The sequence below is a fragment of the Micromonospora sp. NPDC049048 genome (assembly GCF_043197615.1).
In the GTDB taxonomy this organism is placed as follows: Bacteria; Actinomycetota; Actinomycetes; order Mycobacteriales; family Micromonosporaceae; genus Micromonospora.
Map to the genome: position 1 here is coordinate 599,963 of NZ_JBICTM010000001.1, position 25,136 is coordinate 625,098.

Annotated in this window: 20 protein-coding genes; 10 read left to right on the forward strand and 10 right to left on the reverse strand. The window is 73.4% G+C overall.

Annotated features, from left to right (window positions below):
* The first annotated feature begins 76 nt into the window (after positions 1 to 76).
* From ACGFIG_RS02910 to ACGFIG_RS02920, 3 genes are all read left to right on the forward strand, one after another.
* Positions 77 to 1,777 (forward strand): ABC transporter transmembrane domain-containing protein, encoded by a 1,701-nt coding sequence (locus ACGFIG_RS02910; protein WP_392998526.1) that lies wholly within the window; start codon positions 77 to 79, stop codon positions 1,775 to 1,777.
* On the forward strand, positions 1,777 to 3,579 hold the full coding sequence (locus tag ACGFIG_RS02915) for an ABC transporter ATP-binding protein (RefSeq protein ID WP_392998528.1): 1,803 nt from the start codon (positions 1,777 to 1,779) through the stop codon (positions 3,577 to 3,579). The genes ACGFIG_RS02910 and ACGFIG_RS02915 overlap by 1 nt, the downstream gene beginning before the upstream one ends.
* A 174-nt stretch (positions 3,580 to 3,753) precedes the next feature.
* Positions 3,754 to 5,331, forward strand: coding sequence for a Na+/H+ antiporter (locus tag ACGFIG_RS02920; RefSeq protein WP_392998530.1), 1,578 nt, complete (start codon positions 3,754 to 3,756; stop codon positions 5,329 to 5,331).
* Positions 5,332 to 5,788: 457 nt separating this feature from the next.
* Here the strand turns inward: ACGFIG_RS02920 and ACGFIG_RS02925 are convergent, their stop codons facing one another.
* From ACGFIG_RS02925 to ACGFIG_RS02955, 7 genes are all read right to left on the reverse strand, one after another.
* Entirely contained in the window at positions 5,789 to 6,526 is a 738-nt protein-coding gene (locus ACGFIG_RS02925; protein WP_392998532.1) for a DUF4142 domain-containing protein, read from the reverse strand.
* A 284-nt stretch (positions 6,527 to 6,810) separates the two neighbouring features.
* Entirely contained in the window at positions 6,811 to 7,992 is a 1,182-nt protein-coding gene (locus ACGFIG_RS02930; RefSeq protein WP_392998534.1) for an ROK family protein, read from the reverse strand.
* Between the two features lie 28 nt (positions 7,993 to 8,020).
* Positions 8,021 to 9,280 carry a sugar ABC transporter permease gene (locus ACGFIG_RS02935; protein ID WP_392998536.1) on the reverse strand — a complete coding sequence of 420 codons (1,260 nt, stop codon included), beginning with the start codon at positions 9,278 to 9,280 and terminating at the stop codon, positions 8,021 to 8,023.
* A complete protein-coding gene (locus ACGFIG_RS02940; protein ID WP_392998538.1) occupies positions 9,277 to 10,101 on the reverse strand; it encodes an ATP-binding cassette domain-containing protein in 825 nt (274 codons plus the stop codon). The genes ACGFIG_RS02935 and ACGFIG_RS02940 overlap by 4 nt, the downstream gene beginning before the upstream one ends.
* A 104-nt stretch (positions 10,102 to 10,205) precedes the next feature.
* Entirely contained in the window at positions 10,206 to 11,303 is a 1,098-nt protein-coding gene (locus ACGFIG_RS02945; protein WP_392998540.1) for a sugar ABC transporter substrate-binding protein, read from the reverse strand.
* A 194-nt stretch (positions 11,304 to 11,497) separates the two neighbouring features.
* Complete coding sequence (ybaK, locus tag ACGFIG_RS02950) at positions 11,498 to 11,977, reverse strand: Cys-tRNA(Pro) deacylase (protein ID WP_392998542.1); 480 nt, start codon at positions 11,975 to 11,977, stop codon at positions 11,498 to 11,500.
* A gap of 49 nt (positions 11,978 to 12,026) precedes the next feature.
* Positions 12,027 to 13,235, reverse strand: coding sequence for a methyltransferase domain-containing protein (locus tag ACGFIG_RS02955; RefSeq protein WP_392998544.1), 1,209 nt, complete (start codon positions 13,233 to 13,235; stop codon positions 12,027 to 12,029).
* 249 nt (positions 13,236 to 13,484) lie between these two features.
* Between ACGFIG_RS02955 and groES the strand changes: the two genes are divergently transcribed.
* Both groES and groL read left to right on the forward strand, forming a co-directional pair.
* Positions 13,485 to 13,799 carry a co-chaperone GroES gene (gene groES, locus ACGFIG_RS02960; protein ID WP_088998427.1) on the forward strand — a complete coding sequence of 105 codons (315 nt, stop codon included), beginning with the start codon at positions 13,485 to 13,487 and terminating at the stop codon, positions 13,797 to 13,799.
* Positions 13,800 to 13,869: 70 nt separating this feature from the next.
* On the forward strand, positions 13,870 to 15,516 hold the full coding sequence (gene groL / locus ACGFIG_RS02965; protein ID WP_392998546.1) for a chaperonin GroEL: 1,647 nt from the start codon (positions 13,870 to 13,872) through the stop codon (positions 15,514 to 15,516).
* A gap of 274 nt (positions 15,517 to 15,790) precedes the next feature.
* Here the strand turns inward: groL and ACGFIG_RS02970 are convergent, their stop codons facing one another.
* Entirely contained in the window at positions 15,791 to 16,174 is a 384-nt protein-coding gene (locus tag ACGFIG_RS02970; protein ID WP_089003203.1) for a WhiB family transcriptional regulator, read from the reverse strand.
* 252 nt (positions 16,175 to 16,426) lie between these two features.
* Here ACGFIG_RS02970 and ACGFIG_RS02975 point away from each other — a divergent pair, with 252 nt between their 5' ends.
* Positions 16,427 to 17,245 (forward strand): LuxR C-terminal-related transcriptional regulator, encoded by an 819-nt coding sequence (locus tag ACGFIG_RS02975; RefSeq protein WP_392998548.1) that lies wholly within the window; start codon positions 16,427 to 16,429, stop codon positions 17,243 to 17,245.
* 267 nt (positions 17,246 to 17,512) lie between these two features.
* Here ACGFIG_RS02975 and ACGFIG_RS02980 read toward each other — a convergent pair whose 3' ends face one another.
* Positions 17,513 to 17,929: a DUF5319 domain-containing protein gene (locus tag ACGFIG_RS02980; protein ID WP_392998550.1), complete on the reverse strand. Its 417-nt coding sequence runs from the start codon at positions 17,927 to 17,929 to the stop codon at positions 17,513 to 17,515.
* A gap of 186 nt (positions 17,930 to 18,115) precedes the next feature.
* On the opposite strand from ACGFIG_RS02980, the gene guaB reads away from it, so the two are divergent.
* The 4 genes from guaB to ACGFIG_RS03000 all read left to right on the forward strand — a co-directional run bounded on the left by guaB (position 18,116) and on the right by ACGFIG_RS03000 (position 23,907).
* Entirely contained in the window at positions 18,116 to 19,678 is a 1,563-nt protein-coding gene (gene guaB, locus ACGFIG_RS02985; protein ID WP_392998552.1) for an IMP dehydrogenase, read from the forward strand.
* Between the two features lie 30 nt (positions 19,679 to 19,708).
* On the forward strand, positions 19,709 to 20,827 hold the full coding sequence (locus tag ACGFIG_RS02990; protein ID WP_392998554.1) for a GuaB3 family IMP dehydrogenase-related protein: 1,119 nt from the start codon (positions 19,709 to 19,711) through the stop codon (positions 20,825 to 20,827).
* 49 nt (positions 20,828 to 20,876) lie between these two features.
* Positions 20,877 to 22,286 (forward strand): M1 family metallopeptidase, encoded by a 1,410-nt coding sequence (locus tag ACGFIG_RS02995; RefSeq protein ID WP_392998556.1) that lies wholly within the window; start codon positions 20,877 to 20,879, stop codon positions 22,284 to 22,286.
* A 154-nt stretch (positions 22,287 to 22,440) separates the two neighbouring features.
* Positions 22,441 to 23,907: a M1 family metallopeptidase gene (locus tag ACGFIG_RS03000; protein WP_392998558.1), complete on the forward strand. Its 1,467-nt coding sequence runs from the start codon at positions 22,441 to 22,443 to the stop codon at positions 23,905 to 23,907.
* A gap of 62 nt (positions 23,908 to 23,969) precedes the next feature.
* Here the strand turns inward: ACGFIG_RS03000 and ACGFIG_RS03005 are convergent, their stop codons facing one another.
* Positions 23,970 to 25,094, reverse strand: a complete 1,125-nt coding sequence (locus tag ACGFIG_RS03005) for an LCP family protein (RefSeq protein ID WP_392998560.1) — start codon at positions 25,092 to 25,094, stop codon at positions 23,970 to 23,972.
* Between the last annotated feature and the right edge of the window lie 42 nt (positions 25,095 to 25,136).

A 25,136-nucleotide genomic window follows, 5' to 3' on the forward strand; every position in this document is an offset into this window, starting at 1 on the left:
GAACGTGAGCCACGGCACGGCGTACGCGGTAAATGGTTGGCGGGACGGTCGGCCCGGCACCTAGCGTCGGTGGCCCATGCGCTCCTCACCGGCCGGGGACCCCGGCGTACCCGACATCCGCTCGGCGACCCGCTACCTCTGGTGGCTGGCCGGGCGGCACAAGGTGCTGCTCACCGTCGGGATCCTGCTGGGCGTCGTCTGGATGGTCGCCCAGGCGCTGGTGCCGGCGGCCATCGGCCGGGCCGTCGACGGGCTCACCCGCCGGGACGAGGGCGTGCTGCTCACCTGGGGACTGGTGCTGCTCGGGCTGGGCGCGCTCCAGACGGTCGCGGGGATCCTGCGACACCGCTGCGCGGTGTACAACTTCCTCGCCGGGGCGTACCGGACGGTGCAGTTGACCGTGGACGCGGCGAACCGGCTCGGTGCCGCGCTGCCCCGCCGGGTCTCCGCCGGCGAGGTGGTGAGCATCGGTACGGCCGATATCAGCCAGATCGGTTCGGCCATCGACATCACCGCCCGGGGCACCGGCGCGATCGTGGCCATCGTCACCGTGGGGGTGATCCTGCTCAGCGCCTCCGTGCCGCTCGGGCTGGTCGTGGTGCTCGGGGTGCCGCTGCTGATGGCGGTCGTCGGACTGCTCATCCGCCCGCTGCACCGGCAGCAGCAGGCGTACCGGGACTCGGAGGGGGCGCTGACCGCCCGGGCCGGCGACATCGTCTCCGGGCTGCGGGTGCTGCGCGGCGTCGGCGGCGAGCCGGTGCTCTCCGGCCGCTACCGGGCACGGTCGCAGGCGCTGCGCGCCGACGGCCTGCGGGTGGCCCGCATCGAGTCGCTGCTGGAGGCCGCCCAGGTGCTGCTCCCGGGGGCGTTCCTGGTGCTGGTGACCTGGCTCGGCGCCCGGTTCGCGCTGCGCGGCGACATCAGCGCCGGTCAGCTCGTGGCGTTCTACGGCTACACCGCGTTCCTGGTCAGCCCGCTGCGGCAGCTCACCGAGGCGGTGGACAAGCTGACCCGGGGGCACGTCGCCGCCCGGCGGGTGGTGCGGCTGCTGCGACTCACCCCGGAGCTGACCGACCCGACCGACCCGGCCACCCTGCCGGACGGTCCAGGCGAGCTGGTCGACGTGGCCTCCGGCGTGACCGTACGACCGGGCCGGTTCACCGCGCTCGCCGCGAGCGCACCCGAGGACGCGGTGGCGATCGTGGACCGCCTCGGCCGGTACGCCGACTCGGACGCGACGCTGCACGGCGTACCGCTGCGGGAGGTGGCGCTGGCGACGGTGCGGGAGCGGATCCTGGTGGCCGACAACGACGCGCACCTGTTCACCGGCCCGCTCCGCGCGGAGCTGGACCCGCGGGACCGGGCCGACGACGCGGCGATCGCGGCGGCGCTGGCGGCGGCGAGCGCGACCGACATCGTCGAGGCGCTGCCCGACGGGCTGGACAGCGCGGTCGCCGAGCGCGGCCGGGAGTTCTCCGGCGGCCAGCAGCAGCGGCTGCGGCTGGCCCGGGCGCTGGTCGCCGACCCGGAGACCCTGCTGCTGGTGGAGCCGACGAGCGCCGTGGACGCGCACACCGAGGCCCGCATCGCCGACCGGCTCGGCGCGGCCCGGGCGGGCCGGACCACCCTGGTCTGCACCACCAGCCCGCTCGTGCTGCACCGCGCCGACCACGTGATCTTCGTGGAGGACGGCAAGGTGGTGGCCGAGGGCCCGCACTCCGCACTGCTCGACGGCGAGCCGCGCTACCGGGCGACGGTCAGCCGGGGGGAGGACTGATGGCCACCGAGCTGCCCGTCGCCGACGCGCGCCAGGTGCGCCGCTACGCCCACACGCTCGTCCGCCGGCACCCGAGGGCGCTCGGGGTCGCGCTCGGCCTGCACGCGCTGGCCGCCGCGGCCGGCCTGGTCGCACCATGGCTGCTCGGCGACCTGGTCGAGGGGATCTCCCGGGGCACGTCGGGCGTCACCGTCGACCGGATCGCCCTCCTGATCGCCGGCTTCGTGCTGGTGCAGTCGGTGCTGATCCGCTTCGCCCACCTGGCGTCGGCCCGGCTCGGCGAGCGGGTGCTGGCCGAGCTGCGCGAGGAGTTCGTCGACCGGATCCTGGCGTTGCCGCTGGCCACCGTGGAACGGGCCGGCACGGGCGACCTGCTCACCCGGACGTCCCGGGACGTCTCCGCGCTGTCGAGGACGGTCCGGCTGGCGGTGCCGGAGACGCTGATCGCGGTCGTCACCGGCTGCTTCATCGTCGGCGCGCTGCTCCTGGTCGATCCGCTGTTCGCGCTGCCCTGCCTGCTCGCGGTGCCGCTGCTGTGGGCCGGCACCCGCTGGTACCTGCGCCGCGCCCCGGACGGCTACCTGCGGGAGAACGCCGCCTACTCCGACATCACGGACGGCATCAGCGAGACGTTCGAGGGTTCGCAGACCACGGAGGCGCTGCGGCAGCAGGCGCGCCGCCGGGCCCGCACCGACGCCGACATCCGTCGGTCGTACGCGGCCGAGCGCTACACCCTGCGGCTGCGTACGGTGTTCTTCCCGATCGCCGAGATCGGCTACGTGCTGCCGGTGGTGGCCACGCTGATCATCGGGGGCTGGTTCTACCTGAAGGGCTGGGTGAGCCTCGGCGAGGTCACCGCCGCCACGCTCTACGTGCAGCAACTGATCGACCCGGTCGACCGGCTGCTCTCCTGGCTGGACGAGTTGCAGGTCGGCGGCGCCTCGATGGCCCGCCTGCTCGGGGTGGCCGACGCCGACCCGCCGCCCGGGGCACCGGCCCCGCCTGTCGGCGCACCGGCCCCGTCCGCTGGTGGTTCCCCGGCCCCGGCCGCTCCTCCGCCAGCGGGGGACCGGCGCCTCGCCGCCCGGGACGTCCGGTACGCGTACCGGGAGGGCCGGGACGTGCTGCACGGCGTGACCCTGGTGCCGGAGCCGGGGGAGAAGCTGGCCATGGTGGGTCCCTCGGGCGCCGGCAAGTCCACCCTCGGGCGGCTGCTCGCCGGGGTGCACGCGCCCCGTACCGGCTCGGTCACCGTGGCCGGTCGGCGGCTCGACGAGTTGCCCCTGGCCGAACTGCGTACGCACGTCGCCCTGGTCACCCAGGAACACCACGTCTTCATCGGCACGCTCAGGGAGAACGTGGCGATGGTGCGACCGGATGCCGACGAGGCGGCCGTGCGGTCGGCACTGGCCGCCGTCGACGCGCTCGACTGGGCCGACGGGCTGCCCGACGGGCTGGACACGACGGTGGGCGCCGGCGGTCATCCGCTGTCGCCCGCGCAGGCGCAGCAGTTGGCGCTGGCCCGGCTGGTGCTGGCCGACCCGCACACCCTGGTGCTGGACGAGGCCACCTCGTTGATCGACCCCCGTGCCGCCCGTCACCTGGAGCGTTCCCTCGCGGCCGTCCTCGCGGGCCGTACGGTCGTGGCCATCGCGCACCGCCTCTTCTCGGCGCACGACGCCGACCGGGTCGCGGTGGTGGAGGACGGCCGGATCGCCGAGATCGGCTCGCACGACGAGCTGGTCGCGGCCGACGGCTCCTACGCGGCCCTCTGGCGTTCCTGGCACGGCACCGCCTCCTGACGCGCGGCGCGGCGCGGCGCGTCGTGTCCGGGCCGTCGCGGTTGCTGCCGGCGGACGGGGTGCCTGTTTCCGGGTTCGAGGGTGCCGCGCCGGACCGCCGTACCACGATGGTGAAGCGGCAGGCGACCGGCGCGCTCCCGTCACCACGGCGTCGGCCGGTGACGGGGGTGCGACGTGGGTGGTCTCGAACTGATCGTGGTGCTGGGCGTCACGGTGCTGGTCGGCACGACCCTCGGCGGGCGGTACAGCGTCGCGCCTCCGGTCCTGCTCATCACGATGGGCGCGTTGCTCGCGCTCCTGCCGCCGCTGTCGCACGTGGTGCTGGAGCCCGACGTGGTGCTGCTGCTGTTCCTGCCGGCGATCCTCTACAAGGAGAGCATCACCACCAGCCTCCGCGAGATCCGCACGAATCTCCTCGCGATCACGTTGCTCGCCGTGGGGCTGGTCGTGGCGACGATGGTCGCGGTGTCGCTCGTGTCGCAGCGGTTCGGCGTCGACCCGGCCGCCGCCTGGGTGCTGGGCGCGGTGCTCGCGCCGACCGACGCGGCGGCGGTTGCCGGCCTGGCCAAGCGGATGCCGCGCCGGATCCTGACCACCCTGCACGCCGAGAGCCTGATCAACGACGGTACGGCCCTGGTGCTCTTCTCCGTCGGGCTGGGCCTGATCGTGGGCGGCACCGAGCCGGGGCTGCTCGGGCTGACCGAGCGGTTCGTCCTCGCGTCGGTCGGTGGTGTCGCCGCGGGCCTGCTGGTCGGTGGCCTGGTGATCCTGCTCCGGCGGCGCCTCGACGACCCGCTGCGTGAGGGCGCGCTGAGCGTGCTCACGCCGTTCGTCGCGTTCCTCCTCGCCGAGTTCGTGCAGGCCAGCGGCGTCCTGGCGGTGGTGGTCGCGGGCCTCATGCTGTCGTACGCCGCTCCCCGGGTCATCCGGGCCCGATCCCGGGTGCTGGCGCTCGGCTTCTGGGACCTCACCACGTTCCTGATCAACGGTGGGCTCTTCGTACTCCTCGGGATGCAGATCCCGCGCGCCCTGCGCAGTGTGACCGGCCTGTCGGTGACGCGGGCCCTGACCATCGCGGTGGTGGTGACCGGCGTGGTCGTGCTGACCCGGATGCTGTGGATCCACCTGGCGGCCTTCGCCTTCCTCGTCGTGGACCGCCGGGCGGCACAGCAGGACGAGCGGGTCAACTGGCGGGTGCGTACGGCGGCCGGGTGGGCCGGGTTCCGGGGCGCGGTCTCCCTCGCGGCCGCCCTCGCGGTGCCGGTGACCACGCCCACCGGCACGCCCGTGCACGGGCGTGACCTGATCATCTTCACCACCGCGGTGGTCATCCTGCTGACGATGCTGGTCCAGGGCACCACGCTGCCCGCAGTCGTCGGGTGGGCGGGGCTGGTCGGCGACACCCGACGGCTCGGTGAGCTGCGGCTGGCCCGGAGGCGGGCCGCCGAGGCCGCGCTGGCGGTGCTGCCCGAGGTCGCCGACCGGATCGGCGCGGGACCGGAGGCGGTGGACCGGCTCCGGGCGGACTACGAGCAGCACCTCGACGACGCCCGCTCCACCGACGACGACCATTCGGCCGAGCGGGCCCGGGAACTCGACCGGCGGCTGCGGCTCGCCGTGCTCGAACACAAGCGGCGCGAGATCACCAGGCTGCGGGACACCAACGAGATCGACGACATCGTCCTGCGCGAGTTGCAGGCGGTTCTCGACGTCGAGGAGATCCGCCTGCTGGGCCCGGAGGCCAACGACTAGCGGCGCGACCGCCGAGCGGGGCCGGAACGGTGGTGGTGGCCGGGCCGGGCGGCCCGGGTGATTACTCACCGCAACGAGGTCGACGAGAGGGCCTTGTTCTCACGCACGGTAGTCACTTTCGCCGGACCCTGGAGCGCGAGCGACGCCGTTTCGGCACCGTGCCTCCTGACCAGCGGTTTCTTCGCGGAGCCGTCGGGCGGGTCGACTCACCCCGCGCCCCCTTTGCTCTGCAGCCGCCGACGCACCAGCCACCGGCTGTAGCCGGTGCGTGGATGGCTGCAGAGCAAAGGGGGCGAGGCAGGTGGCCGGCGGCGACGCGGAAACGCCCGCGATGACTACTTGAAGTCACGTCAGTGGTCAGGTTGCCCGCCGTGAGTCGCCAGGGCAGTGAGCGGCGCCGGCACCAGCAGGGCCGCCGAGACAGCAGCGGGACAGGCCCGCCGAAGGACGGCGGCGGTCAGGTGCGGCGCAGGATGCGGTACGTGGCGATGCCGCCCGTGCCGAGGGCGGCGAGGAAGACCAGCCACACCACCGTGCTGCTGACCCCGATCGGCGGGCCGGAGTTGGCGGAGGCGGCGGCGAGCAGGCTGTCGTCGCCGGGCGCGGGCAGGGCGGCCGGCGGCAGCTCCGGCCAGCGTACGAGGCCTGTGCTCTCCAGCATCTGCATGTGGTGCAGGACGAACCGGTTGGCGTCGTCGGCGAGCTTGCGGATCACCGGGTCGCGGGTGCTGGCGCGGACCGCCCCGATGACCGGGAAGATCTTGCCGTGGGCGACCCGGAGCCGGGTGACGAAGACCTGGTCGAAGCGGGCGCCGGAGGCGTTCTGCATCTCCGTCAGCCAGCCCTTCTGCTCGGCCGTCGGCTCGCTGGGGATGCTCGCCCCGAGCTTGTTGGCCGCCGCGACCGTGAGCCGGTCCAACTCCTCGTGTTCGGTGGCGATGCCGGCGCCGATCTCGCGTACCTTCGCGCTCTGGCCCTTCTCGGCGGCCATCTGCCCGGCCGGCATCTCCCAGAGCCCGGCCAGGCGCACCCCGTTGAGCAGTGCGGCGTCGGCCGCGTTGAGCTGCTGGCCGCCCGGCGCGGCGGCGGCCACGACGGGCAGTGTCCCGAGCCCGGCGGCGACGGCGACGAGCAGCACCGCCAGGCGGGGACCGCGGTGTCCCCGTGGGCGACGGGCGGATCTGAGCGGTGCCATGTCCGTGGTGCCTCCTCGGTCCGTGGCGAACGGGTCCGGGGCGGGCAGCGCCTGCGCCCTCGCCCGCCCGCGCTCTGGTACGGACAGGCCGAGCGTTCGGTTCACCGGCCCGCTGCCGCCGCCGCCCGCGCCGCGCCCGGCCCGGCCGCTCTCGCCGGTGGCACTCCGCTGTTCCGGTGCGCCGGGCCGAGGCGGGCCGGGTGGGCCGGGGCGGGCCGGGGCGGTCGCCGGCTCGCCGTCGAACCCCGTCGAGGCTCGCCGGTCGCGGCATCGCAGGGGGGCGGTCAGCCGGCGTCGAGGGGGGCGGCGAGCAGGCGTTCGAAGGCCAGCTCGGCGGCGCCGATCAGCGCCGCGTCGTCGCCGAGTTTCGGGGTACGTAGCCGGACGTGTTCCAGGCAGGCCGGCAGGGCGACCGAGTTGAGCCGGCTGCGTACCTGGGCGGCCGACGCGAGGTAGAGGTCGCGCATGCTGCCGCCGAAGATGACCATCTCCGGGTTGAAGATGTTGACCAGGTTGGCCACCCCGAAGCCGAGCCAGTCGCCAGCCTGGCGTACCGCCGTCTGTGCCCGCAGGTCGCCCCGGTCGGCGGCGTCGAAGACGGCCAGCAGCGCGTCGCGGCCCCGGGCATCGGAGCGGCCGGCGGCGCGCAGCAGCGCGTACTCGCCGATCTCGGTCTCCCAGCAGCCCCGGGAGCCGCACTCGCAGGGCGCGCCGTCGCGGACGACCACCATGTGGCCGACCTCGCCGCCGTAACCGCCGTGCCCGGTCAGCCGCCGCCCGCCGGCGATGATGCCGGCGCCGACGCCGACGTCCCCGTACAGGTAGATGACGTTGTCGCAGCCGGCCGCCGCGCCCCGGGCGTGCTCGGCGAAGGCCGCCACGTCGGCCACGTTGCCGACCGTGACCGGCACGTCGCAGCCCAGCTCGGCGCCGAGCGCCGCACCGATCGGCTCGTCCACCCAGCCGGTGGTCGGGCCCAACCGGACCAGCCCGTCGTCGCGGCGGACCATCCCGCAGACCGCGACGCCGGCGCCGACGCAGACGGCGTCGGCCGGCGCGCTCTGCCGCATCTCCTTGACGGCCCCCGCCAGCAGCGGGGCGGCCTCCGCGGCGGTCAGGCCCCGGGGGCGGTCCAGCTCCCGGCGGTCGAGCACCGCGCCGCCGAGACCGACCCGCGCGGCCCGCAGCCGGTCGACCTCGATGCTGTACGCGTACGCGTGCACCCGGTCCGACTCGGGCCGGACGACCAGCGACGGTCGCCCGGCCCGGCCGGTCTCCTTCGGCGTCGCCTCGCTGACCAGCCCGGCGCCGGCCAGGTCGGCGGTCAGCGCGCCGATGGTGCTGCGGTTGAGCCCCAGGGTGGTGGTGAGCTCGGCACGGGTGGTGGCCCCGTGCACGTGCACGTACCGCAGCAACGCGCCCAGGTTCTGCCGGCGGATCTCGTCCTGGCTGGGTCCCGCGCGCATCGCCGTCGTCACTTCCGGTGTCGGCTGTTCAGCGGTTGCCGGTGGCGGCGGAGCGCCGGCGGGAGAACGCGTCCACGCTCGCGGCGAGCAGCAGCACCACGCCGGTGACCACGTACTTCACCCCCGAGCTGTATCCCATCAGGCCCATCCCGTTGTCGATGACTGCGACGACCGCGCCGCCGAGTACGGCGTCGAGCACCCGGCCCTTGCCGCCGAAGAGGCTGGTGCCTCCGATGACTGCCGCGCCGACCGCGTAGAGCAGTACGTTACTGCCACCAGTGTTGGGGTCCACCGAGTTGGCCCGGCTGGCGGCCACGATGCCGCCGACGGCCGCCATCGAGGAGCAGATCACGAAGACCGAGATCCGGATCCGGTCCACGTTGATGCCCGCCCGGCGCGCCGCCTCCTTGTTGCCGCCCACCGCGTAGACGTGCCGGCCGTAGCTGGTGCGCTGGAGCACGAAGGTCCAGAAGACCAGCAGCAGCGCGATGATCGGCACCACGATCGGCACGCCCTTGAGCGAGCTGATCACGACGTTGCGGCTGCGCTCCAGGTTGAGGATGAAGACCGCCGCGCCGAGGATGAGCGCCAGCCCACCGATCCGGGCGAACACGACCGCTACCGGGTCGGTCGTCAGCCCGCGGGCGGCCCGCGTACGGTGCCGGAGCAGTTGCACGGCCGCGTAGCCGGCGACCGCCACGGCGGCCAGGATCCACCCGAGTACGGGCGGGAGGTTGCGGTTGGCGATGGCCACCAGCACCTCGTCGCGGACCGAGATGTTGGTGCCCTCCTCCATGAGCATCAGCACGATGCCCTGGAAGGCGAGGAACCCGGCGAGGGTCACCACGAAGGACGGGATGCCGATCTTCGCCACCAGGAAGCCGAGGGCGGTGCCGATGGCCACGCCGGTGACGACCGCGGCGAGCACGGCCACGTACCACGGGTAGCCGAGCACGGTGACGACGTTGGCGAGGATGGCGGCGCAGACCCCGCTGGCGAAGCCGGCGGAGAGGTCGATCTCGCCGAGCAGCAGGACGAAGACCAGACCCATCGCGATCAGCGTGACCGCGGCGCCCTGGGTGAAGAGGTTGGCGAAGTTGCCGGCGGTGAGGAACGACGGCCGCATGATCGAGAACATCGTGCAGAGCGCGACCAGGCCGAGGACGGCGGGCAGCGCGCCGATGTCGCCGCCCCGGACCCGGCTGACGTAGTTGCGGACGTGGCCGCCGAGGGTGGGCGGCGGTGTGACGGCCGCCGGGCCCTCCTTCCGTACGACGCTGGTGCTCATCGGACGCCTCCTGGGTTGCTGCCGGCCGGCTCCGCGCCGTGCCCGTTGCCGCCGTTGCCCGGCTCGGCGGCGAGCCCGAGCCCGCCGGAACGGCCGGCGGTGATCAGCTCGACCACCTGCGAGTGGGTGATGTCGGTGGTCTTCACCTGGGCGACCATCTGGCCGAGGTAGAGCGCGGCGATCCGGTCGGAGACGGCGAAGACGTCGTTCATGTTGTGCGAGATGAGCACCACGGCCAGCCCGTTGTCGGCGAGCCGGCGGACCAGTTCCAGCACCTGGGCGGTCTGCGCGACGCCGAGTGCGGCGGTCGGCTCGTCGAGGATGACGAGCCTGCTGTTCCAGAGCACGGCCTTGGCGATCGCCACGGTCTGCCGCTGGCCCCCGGAGAGGCTGGAGACGTGCTGCCGCAGCGACTTCACGGTCCGTACGCTCAGCCCGGCGAGGGTGTCGGCGGCCATCTGCTCCATGGTCGGCTCGTCGAGCACGATGCCGCTGCGCTTCTCCCGGCCGAGGAACATGTTCTGCACGATGTCGAGGTTGTCGCAGAGCGCGAGGTCCTGGTAGACGACCTCGATGCCGAGCGCGGCGGCGTCGCGGGGGCTGTTGATGGTCACCGGCCGGCCGTCGAAGCGGAACTCACCGGCGTCGGTGGGGTGGATGCCGCTGATGCACTTGACGAGGGTCGACTTGCCGGCGCCGTTGTCGCCGACCAGCGCGGTCACCTCACCCGGGTGGGCGGTGAAGGCGACGTCGCGCAGGACCTGGACGGGACCGAAGCTCTTGTCGATCCCGCGTAGTTCCAGCAGGGGGGTTGCGGACACGGGGGTCTCCTTCAGGTGGCGGGAGGTCTCGGATCCCGTCCGGCGCGAACCGCCGCCCGGCACAGGGTCCGTGCCGGGCGGCGTGCGCGTGGATCGGGTACGGGTCAGCTGATGCCGGCGTCGGCGCAGAGCTTGGCGTACGCCCCGGCGCAGACCTCGTCCTTGGTGACGAAGCCGTCGGCGATGACGTCCTTGACGTTCTCCTTGAAGATCAGCTTCGGGGTCAGCAGGACCGCCGGGACGTCCCGGCCACCCTCCGGGTCCTTGACGACCTGGCCGGTCTCCTTCTTGTCACCCTTGGCCACCGCGATGGCCAGGTCCGAGGCGGCCTTCGCCTCGTCCCGGATCGCCTTGTAGACGGTCATGCACTGGTCGCCGGCGAGGATGTTCTGCAGGCCCTGCGGGGTGGCGTCCTGGCCGGTGACCGGGACCTTGCCGTTGAGCTTGTTCTTCTTCAGCACCGAGATGGCCGCGTTGCCGAGGCCGTCGTTGGCGGCGAGCACACCGTCGATCTTGCCGCCGGTCTGGGTGAGCATCTGCTCGAAGATGGTGGCGGCCTGGGCGTTGTCCCACTCCGGGACGTTCTGGTCCGGGCCCTTGGTGTACTCCTTCGAGTCGAACTTCGGCTTGAGCACCGAGTCGTACCCGTTCTTGAACAGGGTGGCGTTGTTGTCGGTCGGCGAGCCGTTGAGGTAGGCCACGACGGGGTTCTTGGCGCCCTTGTCGGTCAGGCACTTGCTCAGGCCCTCGCCCTGGAGCTTGCCGACGACCTCGTTGTCGAAGCTGACGTAGTAGGTGGCCGAGCCGCCCAGCGTGAGCCGGTCGTAGTCGATCGTCGCGACGCCCTGCGACTTGGCCTTGTCGAGTACCGCCTTGCCGGTGCCGGAGTCCAGGTTGACGATCATCAGGGCGGTGACGCCGCTGGTGATCATCTGGTCGGCGATGGTCTGGAACGCGGTCTTGTCGCCCTGCGCGTTCTGGATGTCGTAGTCGACGCCGGCGGCCTTGAACGCCTCCTCCAGGAACTTGCGGTCCGCGCCCTCCCAGCGGGCGGAGGACTTGCTGTCCGGCAGGATCACGCCGATCTTCGGCTTCTTCTCGGTGGAGCCGCCAGCGTCGGAACCGGAGTCGTCGCCGCACGCGGCCAGGCTGCCGGCGGCCAGCAGGCCCACGGCGGCGAAGGTGAGGAAGCCCTTGCGCATCTGCAGGGTCCTTTCGGGGGGTGGGGGATGATGTTGGTTTGTTGTGTCCGGCAACGTATTCCGCGTCACGCTGTGGGCACAAGAGTGCCGAGGTGACGAGTTTGTTGTCGGCAGTAACAATTCAGCAACGTCCCTGACACCCGGCCGTCGCCGGACGCGGGAGCGCTCCCGGGGAACGGCGGCGGTGGCGCAGCTCAGCGGGTGGACAGCGGCGCCGTGGCCGCGCCGGTGAGCGCCACCAGATCCTGCGGGGCGAGCTGGAGTTGGAGGCCGCGCCGGCCCGCCGAGACGTACACGGTGGGATGGTCGAGCGCCGACGAGTCGAGCACCGTGGGCAGGCGTCGGCGCTGGCCGAGCGGGCTGATGCCGCCGCGCACGTAGCCGGTGGCCCGCTCGGCGGTCGCGCGGTCGGCCATGGCGGCCCGCTTGCCGCCGACCGCCGCGGCGAGCGCCTTGAGGTCCAGCTCCCCGGTCACCGGCACGACCGCCACGGTCAGCGCGCCGTCGACCTCGGCGACCAGCGACTTGAACACCCGCTCCGGGGCCACCCCCAACGCCGCCGCGACCAGCGCGCCGTAGTTCGGCGCGGCGGGGGAGACGTCGTACGGATGGGTGGTGTGGGCGATCTTCCGCTTCGTCAGCAGCGCGGTCGCCGGAGTGCCCTGTCCCGCCATGACCGACAAGCTAACCCCGGGCGGCGCGACCCGCGAGCCGAAATGCGCGTCACCCGACCGGCCGGCAGACCAGCACCGTCGGCGCGCCGGCCACCCGGGTCAGCACCAGGCTGGCCGCCTCGCCCCCGGCCAGCCGCAGGTCCCGCCGCAGCTTCTCCGGCTCAAGTGCGGACCCGCGCTTGAGGATCTCCACCCGCCCGACCCGGCGCTCCCGCAGCAGCGCCCGCAGCCGCTTGAGCGAGAACGGCAGCACGTCGGTGACCTCCAGGCAGCGGGCGAACGGCGTCGGCGTCGGCGCGTCCGCGTAGAGGTAGGCGATGCTCGGGTCGGCCAGCGTCGCGCTCAGCGTGTCCGCCAGCTCCGCGACCAGGTGCGCGCGGACCACCGCCGGATCCGGGTCGTACAGGAAGCGGCGCGCCGGGCCGACGGTGGCCTCGACGTCGCCGGAGCCGGTCAACTGACGGCTGCCGGCAGCGTCGACAGAGGATCCTTCCCTGCCCCGCAGCAGGGTGGCTCGGCGAGGGGTCTCGGCGAGCCGGCCGCACCACAGCGCCGCCTCGACCAGGTCTCCGTCGACGCTGACCCACTCCGCCTCCGCGCCCGGCGGGATCAGCGCGTGGTCGATGCCGGGCGCCACCTTCACGACGGTGTACGGCACCCGCTCGGCCAGCCCGACCACGAAGTCCCAGGGCGGGGAGTACGCGTTCGGGTCGAAGATCCGCCGCCCGGTGCCCGCCTTCCGGCGCGCCGGGTCGCAGAAAACCCCGTCGACGCGGTCCACGTCGAACGCCGTGGCGTCGCCGCACTCCACCGTGAACAACCCGGCCAGCCCGGCCGCCTCGGCGTTCGCGGCGGCCATCGCGGCGGTCACCGGGTCGGCCTCCACGCCGTACACCCGGATGCCGGCGCGGGCGGCGGCGAGCGCGTCCGCGCCGAGGCCGCAGCCGAGGTCGGCCAGGGTGCGCACCCCGGCGGCCCGCAGCCGGGCGGCCCGCCGCGCCGCGACGACACCGCGCGTGGCCTGCTCCAGACCGGCGCGGGTGAGGAACATCCCGGCCGCCGCCGGCCCGAACTTGCCGACCGCCCGGCGGCGTAGCTCGGCCTGGGTGAGCGCGGCCGCCGCCAGCCCGGCCGGCAGTCCGGCCGAGCGGAGCGCGGCCGCCGCGGTCAGCGGATCGCCGCCGGCCACCCGCGCGGCGGCGTCGAGCGCGGCCGACCCCTCGGGCGTACGCAGAGCGGCGAACTGGTCGAGGTCCACCCGCTCATTGTGGTCGGCGGACGCGACGCGCCGGCCGGCGGGTTGGCACTCTCCTTGACGGAGTGCTAGCCGAGGAATAACCTGCGATTAGCACTCTCACCCCGAGGGTGCCAGCTTCCGGGTCCCGTGACCCGGGCGCTGAACGCCAGGCGGACCGGCACCCGCGACGACGGCCCCGCCCGGTGGCATGTGGCAGATTGACGCTGGTCGGCATGCCGGCCGGTAACGAAACCAAGTACCCGGGAGGGTATGCCCGTGACTACCGCGACCAAGGTTGCGATCAAGCCGCTCGAGGACCGCATCGTGGTCCAGGCGAACGAGGCCGAGACCACCACCGCCTCCGGCATCGTGATCCCCGACACCGCCAAGGAGAAGCCGCAGGAGGGCACCGTCCTCGCTGTCGGCCCGGGCCGGATCGACGACAAGGGCAACCGCGTGCCGGTCGACGTGAAGGTCGGCGACACCGTCCTCTACTCGAAGTACGGCGGCACCGAGGTCAAGTACGCCGGCGAGGAGTACCTGGTGCTCTCCGCCCGCGACGTCCTCGCGGTCATCGAGAAGTAAGCAACCGATCAGTGTCGTCGCCCCGGTCCGGCTCGCCGGGCCGGGGCGACGACGCTTCGAAGGGACATTCATGGCGAAGATCCTGAGCTTCTCGGACGACGCCCGGCACCTGCTCGAGCACGGTGTCAACGCCCTCGCGGACGCGGTCAAGGTCACCCTCGGCCCGCGCGGGCGCAACGTCGTCCTGGACAAGAAATTCGGTGTGCCCACGATCACCAACGACGGCGTGACCATCGCCAAGGAGATCGAGCTCACCAACCCCTACGAGAACCTCGGTGCGCAGCTGGTCAAGGAGGTGGCGACCAAGACCAACGACGTCGCCGGCGACGGGACCACGACCGCCACCGTGCTGGCCCAGGCGATGGTCCGCGAGGGTCTGCGCAACGTCACGGCCGGCGCCAACCCGGCCGGCCTCAAGCGGGGCATCGACGCGGCGGCCGCCAAGGTCTCCGAGGCGCTGCTCGGCCGCGCGGTCGACGTCGCCGACAAGGAGTCGATCGCGCACGTCGCGACGATCTCCGCGCAGGACGCGACGATCGGCGAGCTGATCGCCGAGGCGATGGAGCGGGTCGGCCGCGACGGCGTCATCACCGTCGAGGAGGGCTCCGCCCTGCACACCGAGCTGGACGTGACCGAGGGTCTCCAGTTCGACAAGGGCTTCATCTCGCCGAACTTCGTCACCGACATGGAGTCGCAGGAGTCGGTCCTGGAGGACCCGTACATCCTGATCACGACCCAGAAGATCTCGGCGATCGAGGAGCTGCTGCCGCTGCTGGAGAAGGTCCTCCAGAACAGCAAGCCGCTGCTGATCATCGCCGAGGACGTCGACGGCCAGGCGCTGTCGACGCTGGTGGTCAACTCGATCCGCAAGACCCTCAAGGTCTGCGCGGTGAAGGCCCCCGGCTTCGGCGACCGGCGCAAGGCGATGCTCCAGGACATGGCGATCCTCACCGGCGCCGAGCTGGTCGCCCCCGAGCTGGGCTACAAGCTCGACCAGGTGGGCCTGGAGGTGCTGGGCACCGCCCGGCGCGTGGTGGTCGACAAGGAGAACACCACGGTCGTCGACGGCGGCGGCAAGGCGAGCGAGGTCGCCGACCGGGTCGCGCAGATCCGCAAGGAGATCGAGGCCTCGGACTCCGACTGGGACCGGGAGAAGCTCGCCGAGCGGCTGGCCAAGCTGTCCGGCGGCATCGCGGTCATCAAGGTCGGCGCCGCGACCGAGGTCGAGATGAAGGAGCGCAAGCACCGCATCGAGGACGCGATCGCCGCCACCAAGGCCGCGGTCGAGGAGGGCACCGTCCCCGGCGGTGGCGCCGCCCTGGTGCAGATCCTGCCGGCGCTCGACGACGACCTCGGCTTCACCGGTGACGAGAAGGTCGGTGTCTCGATCGTGCGCAAGGCGCTGGTCGAGCCGCTGCGCTGGATCGCCCAGAACGCCGGCCACGACGGCTACGTCGTGGTGCAGAAGGTCGCCGGCAAGGACTGGGGCCACGGCCTCGACGCCGCCACCGGCGAGTACGTCGACCTGGCGAAGTCCGGCATCGTCGACCCGGTGAAGGTGACCCGCAACGCGGTCACCAACGCCGCGTCGATCGCCGGTCTGCTGCTCACCACGGAGAGCCTCGTGGTGGAGAAGCCGGAGAAGGCCGAGCCGGCCGCCGCCGGCGGTCACGGCCACAGCCACGGCCACGGCCACCAGCACGGCCCGGGCTTCTGACCCAGCCGTACGCCTCGTCGGGGCGCACCGTCCGTGTGACGGTGCGCCCCGACGCCTTTCCACCCACACGACGTGACCACCGCCGGCCGATGCGACTGCCCGCTGGTGTGACCACCGCCCACCGGTGCGACCAGCCCGTCTGCGCGACCATCCGCCCGCGACGTGACGGCCGGGCACGCGCGTCGGGAACGGTGGTCCGTTGACAGCCGGGAACGCCGCGACGCCGCGTCTCCGGGTGGGACGCGGCGTCGGGTGGTCTTCGCGGGCGGCCGGTTCAGGCGATCTTGCGCTGGGCGGGGACGGTCGACCGGTGCGGCTGGCCCAGGCGGGCCTCCAGCCGGGCGACGTCGACGCGGCTCTGGCGGCGGTCGGCCAGGTCCTCCCAGCCGACGGCGAGCAGCCGCAGCCGCTCCGACTCGCTGAAGCCGCCCCACACGCCGTACGGCTCGCGGACGGCGAGGGCGTGGGCGGCGCACTCGGCCCGGACGGGGCAGGCGCGGCAGACGGCCTTGGCGCCGGACTCCCGACGCAGGCGGGACGAGCCGCGCTCGCCGTCCGGGTGGAAGAACTGTGCGCTGTCCCGGCCCCGGCAGGCACCGAGCCGCTGCCAGTCCCAGAGGTCGACGATGGGTCCGGGCAGTCTGCGTACGTTCGACATCAGCACCCCTCCTCCCGCGCGGCACCGCGCAGATCCTGGTGAATCGGCGTCCGGGCGACGGTCCGCGCAGGCGCGCCGTTTCCGGCCTGGGGGCTTGGTACCCGGGCGGCCGCCCGCTCACACGCCTGTGATCGAAAACTTCCGGCAAGCGGTGGCATATGCCCCACTTGTCGGAAAAGTTCGGAGGATTGCCGGAACCCCCTCGCGACCCGACCCCGTCATGGTCTGCTCTTGGGCGGAGAGGAGACCACTGTGCGTACGGTTCTCGTGTGCGTTCGGACACCGCTCGCGGCGCAGCATCTCGCGTCGGCGGCGGCACGACTCGGCTTGTCCGCCGCGGTGCGGACGGCCGTCTCCGATCCCGAGGTGATGCTGCGGCTGGCCGAGCGCCCGGCCGACGTGGTGCTGGCCGACACGGCCCTCACCCGGCCGGACAGCGCGGGCTTCGTGCGGCGGGTGCTCGCCCGCGCGCCGCAGGCCTCCGTGCTGCTGCTCGGCACCGAGGAGTCGGAGGCGGCGGCGGCCACCATCAGCGCGGGTGCCCGGGGGCTCATCCAGGGCGTCGACCACGACCTGACCAGCGCGGTGGCGAAGGCCCTGCTGCTGCTCTCCGCGCCCGGCCGGGCCGCCCGCCGCCCGGCCACCGATCCGGCCCGGGACACCGCCGCCGTCGGCGGTCCCGCCCGTACCGGTCCGGCCGGCCGGGTGCCCGCCGAGCCCGGCCCCACCTGGTCGGGAACGTCCCCGGACGGCGCGGCCCCGACGGTCGTACCGTCGCAGCGCGGCGACGACCCGGCCGAGCCGACCGACGAGCCGGCCGACGCCGTGCCGGCCGGGCGGCGGAACGGGTCCGGCCCGCGCGGCGGCCGGTCCCAGGTCGGCCTGACCGAACGCGAGCTCCAGGTGCTGCTGGGCATGGCGGAGGGCAAGAGCAACGCCGAGATCGGCCGGGAGCTGTTCGTCTCGGAGGACACCGTGAAGACCCACGCCCGCCGGCTGTTCCGCAAGTTGGGCGCCCGGGACCGCGCGCACGCGGTGGCGGCCGGTTTCCGCGCCGGCCTGGTGGCCTAGTCGCGCCCTTGGCGGTGCGGCGAGCCGCCCGCGGACAGGATCCTCAGGGTGACCGTCGCCTCGAAGCGGGGGCGGTGCCGGCCGGCGGCTCGGCGGGAGCCGTGCCGGTGCGCGGTCCTCAGGCGGGAGGCGTACCGGTGCGTGCGGGGCGTACCGCGGCGACGAGGACTTCAAGGTCATCATCCGCACCGAGCCTAGGTGCCTCTTCCCGAACGGTCACCGGCGGTGACGATCGGTGATACCCGCGCGCCTGGGGCAGCCGCCCGCTCAGCGTCCGGGCTCGGGCTCGGGCTCCTCGTCGGTGCCCTCGGTCAGCGTGTCGTGCACCCCGTCGGCGTAGCCACGGGCGTAGTCCCACGTGACGTAGTGGTCCGGGTCGGGGTCGTAGGCCGGCTCGTGCACCCGGGGGCGCCCCGAGCTGAGCAGGTGCCGCAGGTTGCCACGCAGCAGGTCCCAGTCGAAGTAGTGCGGCTCCCGGCAGTCCTCGCACTCTATGACGAGCCCGCGTACCCCGATCGGCGCCAGCAGCGCCTGGTAGATCTCCAGGTCGGCCAGGTCCTCCAGCACGTCCTGCCGCTCGACGTCGGTCAGCGGGTCGAGCGGGGCGTCGTCGCCCGGGTCATGCAGGCCGGCGGCCGGATCGGCCGGGTCGCCGTTGAAGGGGTCGATGGGCTCGTCGTGCACCCCCTCACCGTAGACCCAACGCCACGGCCGCGTCCGCCCCCGGCCACCGGTGACCTGCGCCGCCACCGGCCGGGGACGGCCCGGGTCGGTGGGTACGATGAGACGACGCGCCCGTCACCCGGCGTGTGCCGGTGCCCGCCCGCGCCACCTCGCTGAAGCCCATCCGAGCAGCTCAGGGGAGCAATCGTGGAATTTTCGCCCAACACCGATCTTCCGGCCGGCGCCGACAGCGGGGAGTTGGGCGGCCATCTGCCGGAGCTGCCCGCGGGCTCCGCCCGGGTGGTCCCGCTCGGGTTGACCTTCGACGACGTGCTGCTCCAGCCGGGCGAGTCGGACGTGGTGCCCAGCCGGGTCAACACCGTGACGAAGCTGACCCGCAACATCAGCCTCTCGATCCCGCTGCTGTCCAGCGCGATGGACACGGTGACCGAGGCCCGGATGGCGATCGCCATGGCCCGTCAGGGCGGCATCGGCGTGCTGCACCGCAACCTCTCCCTGGAGGACCAGGCGCTCCAGGTCGACCTGGTCAAGCGCTCCGAGTCCGGCATGATCACCAACCCGGTGACCGCCAGCCCCGACGACACCCTGCGCGACGTCGACGCCCTCTGCGGGCGCTACCGCATCTCCGGCGTGCCCGTGGTCGACGGCGAGGGCCAGCTGGTCGGCATCGTCACCAACCGCGACATGCGGTTCGTCTCCGACCCGGCAACGCCGGTCCACCAGATCATGACCCGCATCCCGCTGATCACCGCCCCGGTCGGGGTGAGCAAGGACGACGCCCTCGACCTGCTGCGCCGGCACAAGGTCGAGAAGCTGCCGATCGTCGACGACTCGGGCCGGCTGCGCGGACTGATCACGGTCAAGGACTTCACCAAGAGCGAGCAGTACCCGAACGCCACCAAGGACGACGCCGGCCGGCTGCGGGTCGCCGCCGCGGTGGGGGTCGGCGACGACGCGTACAAGCGGGCTCGCGCGCTGGTCGACGCGGGCGTCGACGTGCTGATCGTGGACACGGCGCACGGGCACCAGCGGGCGGTGCTGGACATGGTCCGCCAGCTCAAGAAGGACGTGACGATCGACATCGTCGGCGGCAACGTCGCCACCTACGCGGGCGCGAAGGCGCTGGTCGACGCGGGGGCCGACGGCGTGAAGGTCGGCGTCGGGCCGGGCGCGATCTGCACCACGCGCATCGTCGCGGGGGTGGGCGTACCGCAGATCACCGCGATCATGGAGGCCGCCCGCGCCGCGCGGCCCGCAGGCGTTCCGGTGATCGGCGACGGCGGCATCCAGTACTCGGGCGACATCGCCAAGGCGCTCGTGGCGGGCGCGGACACGGTGATGCTGGGCAGCCTGCTGGCCGGTTGCGAGGAGAGCCCCGGCGAGCTGATCTTCATCAACGGCAAGCAGTACAAGGCCTACCGGGGCATGGGCTCCCTCGGCGCGATGCAGTCCCGTGGCCAGGGCAAGTCGTACTCCAAGGACCGCTACTTCCAGCAGGACGTGCTGGCCGAGGACAAGCTGGTCCCCGAGGGCGTGGAGGGCCAGGTGCCCTACCGGGGCCCGCTCTCCGCGGTCGCCCACCAGCTCACCGGTGGGTTGCGCGCGGCGATGGGGTACGTCGGCGCGGAGAGCATCCCCGAGCTGCACCGCCGGGGCCAGCTCATCCGGATCACGGCGGCGGGGCTCAAGGAGAGCCACCCGCACGACATCCAGATGACGGTCGAGGCGCCCAACTACCACTCCCGCTGACCATCCCCCCTGCGACAACTGGAGTCCCCCATGCGTGACGTGGTCGAGATCGGGCTGGGCAAGACCGCGCAGCGCGGCTACCACCTGGACGACATCGCCATCGTGCCGAGCCGCCGGACGCGGGACGTCGACGACGTCTCCACCGCCTGGCAGCTCGACGCCTACCAGTTCGGCATCCCCTGCGTCGGGCACCCCTCGGACGCGACGATGAGCCCGGCGTCGGCCGTCCGGCTCGGCGAGCTGGGCGGTCTCGGCGTACTCAACGTCGAGGGTCTGTGGACCCGCTACGAGAACCCGACCAAGGTCCTGGAGGAACTGTCCGGGCTCGACGAGGACGCCCGTACCACCAAGCGGCTCCAGGAGGTCTACGCGGAGCCGATCCGCCCCGACCTGATCGCCGAGCGGGTGCGCGAGCTGCGCGCCGGCGGCGGCACGGTGGCGGTGCGGGTCTCCCCGCAGCACACCCTGGCGCTGGCCCCGGTGATCCTCGACGCCGGCGTGGACATCCTGGTCATCCAGGGCACCATCGTCTCGGCCGAGCACGTCTCGACCACCGACGAGCCGCTCAACCTCAAGGAGTTCATCGCCGACCTCGACCTCCCGGTCGTCGTCGGTGGCTGCACGGACTACAAGACCGCGCTGCACCTGATGCGTACGGGCGCCGCCGGCGTGATCGTCGGCATCGGCGGCGACGAGTGGTCCACCACCGAGTCGGTGCTGGGCATCCGGGTGCCGATGGCGACCGCGATCGCCGACGCGGCGGCGGCCCGCCGGGACTACCTCGACGAGACCGGCGGCCGGTACGTGCACCTGATCGCCGACGGCGACATCGAGACCTCGGGCGACATCGCCAAGGCCCTCGGTTGCGGCGCGGACGCGGTGATGCTCGGCGAGCCCCTGTCGCTCTGTGCCGAGGCGCCGGCCGGTGGCGCCTGGTGGCACTCCGCCGCCAGCCACCCGTCGCTGCCCCGGGGCGCGTTCGAGACGGCCGGCGATCCGCTCGGCTCGATGGAGCAGCTGCTCTTCGGCCCGGCCGACGAGCCGGACGGCCAGCTCAACCTCTTCGGTGGGCTGCGCCGCGCGATGGCCAAGTGCGGCTACCGCGACCTCAAGGAGTTCCAGAAGGTCGGCCTGGTCCTCGACCGCTGACCTGCGCAAGCAGCACCATCCGCACCGGCCGCGCCGATAGGCTCGGCCGGTGCGTCGTACCCGCCGTCGGTTCCGCCCCGCGCTCGCCGTCGCCGTCGTCGCGGCCCTGGCGTTCGCGGCCTGCACCGACGGCGACGAGCGGGACGGCTTCCGCCCGGGGGCGGCCGACCTCGGCGACCCGTACGTCCCGGGGGCCGGCAACGGCGGCTACGACGTCGCGGGCTACCGCCTCGCCGTGCGCTACGACCCGGCGTCCGACCGGCTCTCCGGGCGGGCCACGGTCACGGCCACCGCGACCGCCGCGCTGTCCCGGTTCAACCTGGACCTCGCCGGCCTGGACGTGTCGCGGGTGACCGTCGACGACCGGCCGGCCGGGGCGGCGCGCGACGGCGACGAGCTGGTGGTCACCCCGCGCGACGGGCTCTCCCGGGGCGCCCGGTTCACCGTCGCGGTGGACTACTCCGGCGTGCCGGCGGCGAAGGCCGACGGGCAGCTCGGCAGCGGCGGCTTCCTGCACACCGCCGACGGCGCGATCGTCGTCGGCCAGCCCTGGTCGGCGGCCACCTGGTTCCCGGTCAACGACCACCCGTCCGACAAGGCCACGTACGACATCGAGGTGACCGTGCCCGACGGGCTGGCCGCGCTGAGCAACGGGGTGCCGGGGGAGCGGACGAGCGCCGCCGGCTGGACCACCTGGCGCTGGGCCGAGCGGACCCCGATGGCGAGCTACCTGAGCACCCTGGTGATCGGCGACTACCGGGTACGCAGCGGCACGCACGCCGGCAGGCCGATGGTCACGGCGGTGCCGGCGAGCCTGCCGGCGGACGGGCCGGAGGCCGCCTCGCTGGCCCGTACCGGCGAGATCGCCGACTTCCTGGCCAGCCGCTTCGGGCCGTACCCGGTCGACTCCTACGGCGGGATCGTGGTCACCGACGCCCGGATCGGCTACGCGCTGGAGACCCAGTCGCGACCGGTCTACGGGCCGGGCTTCTTCCGTGGCGGCCGGCCCAACCCGGGCGTGGTCGCGCACGAGCTGGCCCACCAGTGGTTCGGCAACAGCGTGACGCTGAGCCGGTGGAGCGACATCTGGCTCAACGAGGGCTTCGCCAGCTACGCGGAGTGGCTGTGGGAGGAGCACGACGGCGGTCGCAGCGCGCAGCGCAACTTCGAGCTGGAGTACGCCGCGACCGACTGGTCCCGGCCGTCCGTCGACCCCGGACGGTCCCGGTTGTTCGGTGCGGCCGTCTACAAGCGCGGGGCGCTCGCCGTGCACGCGCTGCGCCGTACGGTCGGCGACGACACGTTCTTCCGCATCCTGCGGACCTGGACGGCCGAGCGGCGCGACGGCAACGCCACCACCGACGACCTGGTCGCGCTGGCCGAGCGGGTGGCCGGGAGACCGCTGCGCCCGCTCTTCGACGCCTGGCTCGTCGGCGGGAGCGCCCCCGCACTGCCCTGACAGGGCTCCCGCCGGCGCTCGGTAGGCTGCGGCCGGACCCGGCGCGGCACCGCCGGCCCGACCGGCCGTCGCCGGGTGCCGAGCGAGCGGCACCGGCCGGCGCGGGTCCACCACGGTCGCCGGTGGGGCGGCGACGCAGGGAGGGGACGAGGCGATGACGCTGTCACGGCGGACGCTGTGCGCGGGCACCGGCCTGCTGCTGGCCGGGACGCTCGGGCTGGCCGGCTGCGGGTCGTCAGACGAGCCGGAACCGGCCCCGACGCCGGCCGCCGCCCCACCCGCCGCGACGCGCCAGTTCAAACCCGGTGCGGCCGGCGTCGGCGACGAGTACTTCCCGACCTACGGCAACGGCGGGTACGACGTCAGCCGCTACACGGTCAAGGTGCGGTACGACCCGGCCGAGGACCAGCTCAGCGGGACCACCACCGTGCAGGCGGCGGCGACCGGCGACCTGTCCGCGTTCAACCTGGACCTGGCGGGGCTGACCGTGCGGTCGGTGACGGTGGACGGGGCCCCGGCGAAGCACGGCCGCAAGGGCGACGAACTGGTGGTGACGCCGGCCCGTGGTCTGATCGCGGGCAACGGCTTCGTCGTCGAGGTCGCGTACGAGGGCAGGCCGGAGCCGCTGCGCAACGAGGTCATCGGCAGCGGCGGCTTCCTGCACACCGACGAGGGGGCGATCGCGCTCGGCCAACCCGAGTCGGCGAGCACGTGGTTCCCCGTCAACGACCACCCCTCGGACAAGGCCACCTACGACTTCGAGATCACCGTGCCGAAGGGGCTGACGGCGGTCAGCAACGGTGTGCCGGCGGGAAAGAGCACGACCGGCGACTGGACCACCTGGAAGTGGGCCGAGCGCAGCCCGATGGCGAGCTACCTGAGCACCCTGGTCATCGGTAGGTTCCGGATCACGGAGGGCGAGCACAAGGGCCGCCCGGTGTTCCACGCGGTCACCACCGACCTGCCGGAGGGCGCGGCGGACCGGTCGATCGCCGGCACCGTGCGGGTGGCCGACTACCTGGAGAGCGTCTTCGGGCCGTACCCGTTCGGGGCGTACGGGGGCGTGGTGATCTCCGACGCCCGGATCCGGTACGCCCTGGAGACGCAGAGCCGCCCGGTCTACTCCGCGGGCTTCTTCTCCGGCGGCGAGAATACGGGCGTGGTCGCGCACGAGCTGGCGCACCAGTGGTTCGGCAACAGTGTGTCGCTGGCGAAGTGGCAGGACATCTGGCTCAACGAGGGCCTGGCCACGTACGCCGAGTGGCTGTGGGCCGAACACGACGGCGGGCGCAGCGCCCAGCAGGAGTTCGACGCCCGGTACGCGGGCTCCCCGGGCCAGGTGTGGCGGACGCCGCCGGGCGAGCCGGGGGTGGCGAACCTGTTCAGCGAGTCGGTCTACCAGCGCGGCGGGATGACGGTGCACGCGCTGCGGGTGAGCGTCGGCGACAAGGCGTTCTTCGAGATCCTCAGGACGTGGGCGGCGCAGAAGCGCGACGCGAACGCGACCACGGCCGAGTTCGTCGCGCTGGCCGAGCGGGTCTCGGGTCAGCAGCTCGACGACCTCTTCGAGGCGTGGCTGTACGGCACGCAGCGACCGGACCGTCCCCAGCGGCGGCGGTGACGGCGTCCGACCCGCGCGAGCGGCGGGGGCGGCCCCGTCAGCCCGAGCGCCGGTGACGGCGGTCAGCGCGTGACGCGCAGCTTCGGGTTGGCGGCGAGGTAGGCGTCCGCCCGCCCGGCGCGCAGCTCGGTGATGAACTTCCGCCCGGTCTGCGTGAGTTCCTCGCCCCGGTAGGCGCCGCCCCGGCCGACGGCCGCGCCGGGCAGGTCGACCAGCACCAACCGGTCCGGGGTGAGCCCGCCGAGGGCGTACGCGACGTCCACGACGCGCGGCCCGCCCGCGTAGACCAGGGTGTCGCCGAGTGCGTCGACCACCTGCTGGACGCGCTCCGGCTGCCGGGCCAGGTCCTGGTCGACGATCTTCGTCGCCAGCGCCTTGAGCAGTTGCTGCTGGTGGCGCTGCCGGGCGTAGCCACCGCCGGTGGTGTAGCGCTGCCGCGCGTAGTCCAGCGCCTGCCAGCCGGTGAGGTGCCGCTCGCCCTTCTCGTAGACCATCTGCGGCCCCACGTAGCCGCCGCCGCCCGGCGCGGCCTCGCGGTGCCGCCCGTCGGGGCGGCGGTGCAGCGAGACCACCCGCTGGTCGATGTAGAGGTCCACCCCGCCGAGGCTGTCCACGAGCCGGTCGAAGCCGTTGAAGGTGATCACCGCGCCGGCGTCGAAGCGCAGCCCGGTGTAGCCGCTGACCGTGCTGCGCAGCAGTTCGTACCCCTGGGCGGTGCTCGGCTGTCTGGGCTTGCCGGGCACCCGGCTGCCGTAGCTCATCGCGTGGGTGAGCTTGGTCCTCCCACCCCGGTAGCCGGCCTTCGGGAAGGCCGGGATGTCGACCAGCAGGTCGCGGGGGAGGGAGAAGAGGTACGCCCGGTCGAGGCCCTTCGGCACGTGCAGCACCAGCACGGCGTCGCCGTGCGGCTCCCAACCCGGCACGCTGACCCGGGTGTCCACCCCGACGAGCAGGAGGTTGAGCGGGCCGGTGATGTCGGCGCCCGGCGGTGCGGTCGGGCTCGGGCTCGGGGTGGGGCTCGCCTGCGGCGTCCCGGTGGCGCCCGCCGGCCCGATGCCGCGCTGCGGGGCGTCGTCGCGGACGAGCCGGGTGACCACCAGGGCACCCGCGGCCACCAGGACCACCGCCGCCAGGGCGGCCAGCCCCAGCAGCCATCGGGGGCGTGTTGCCCCTGCCCGCTCCGTCATGCGACACCCCCGTTGATGACAACGCCCCGCCGGGTGCCCCGA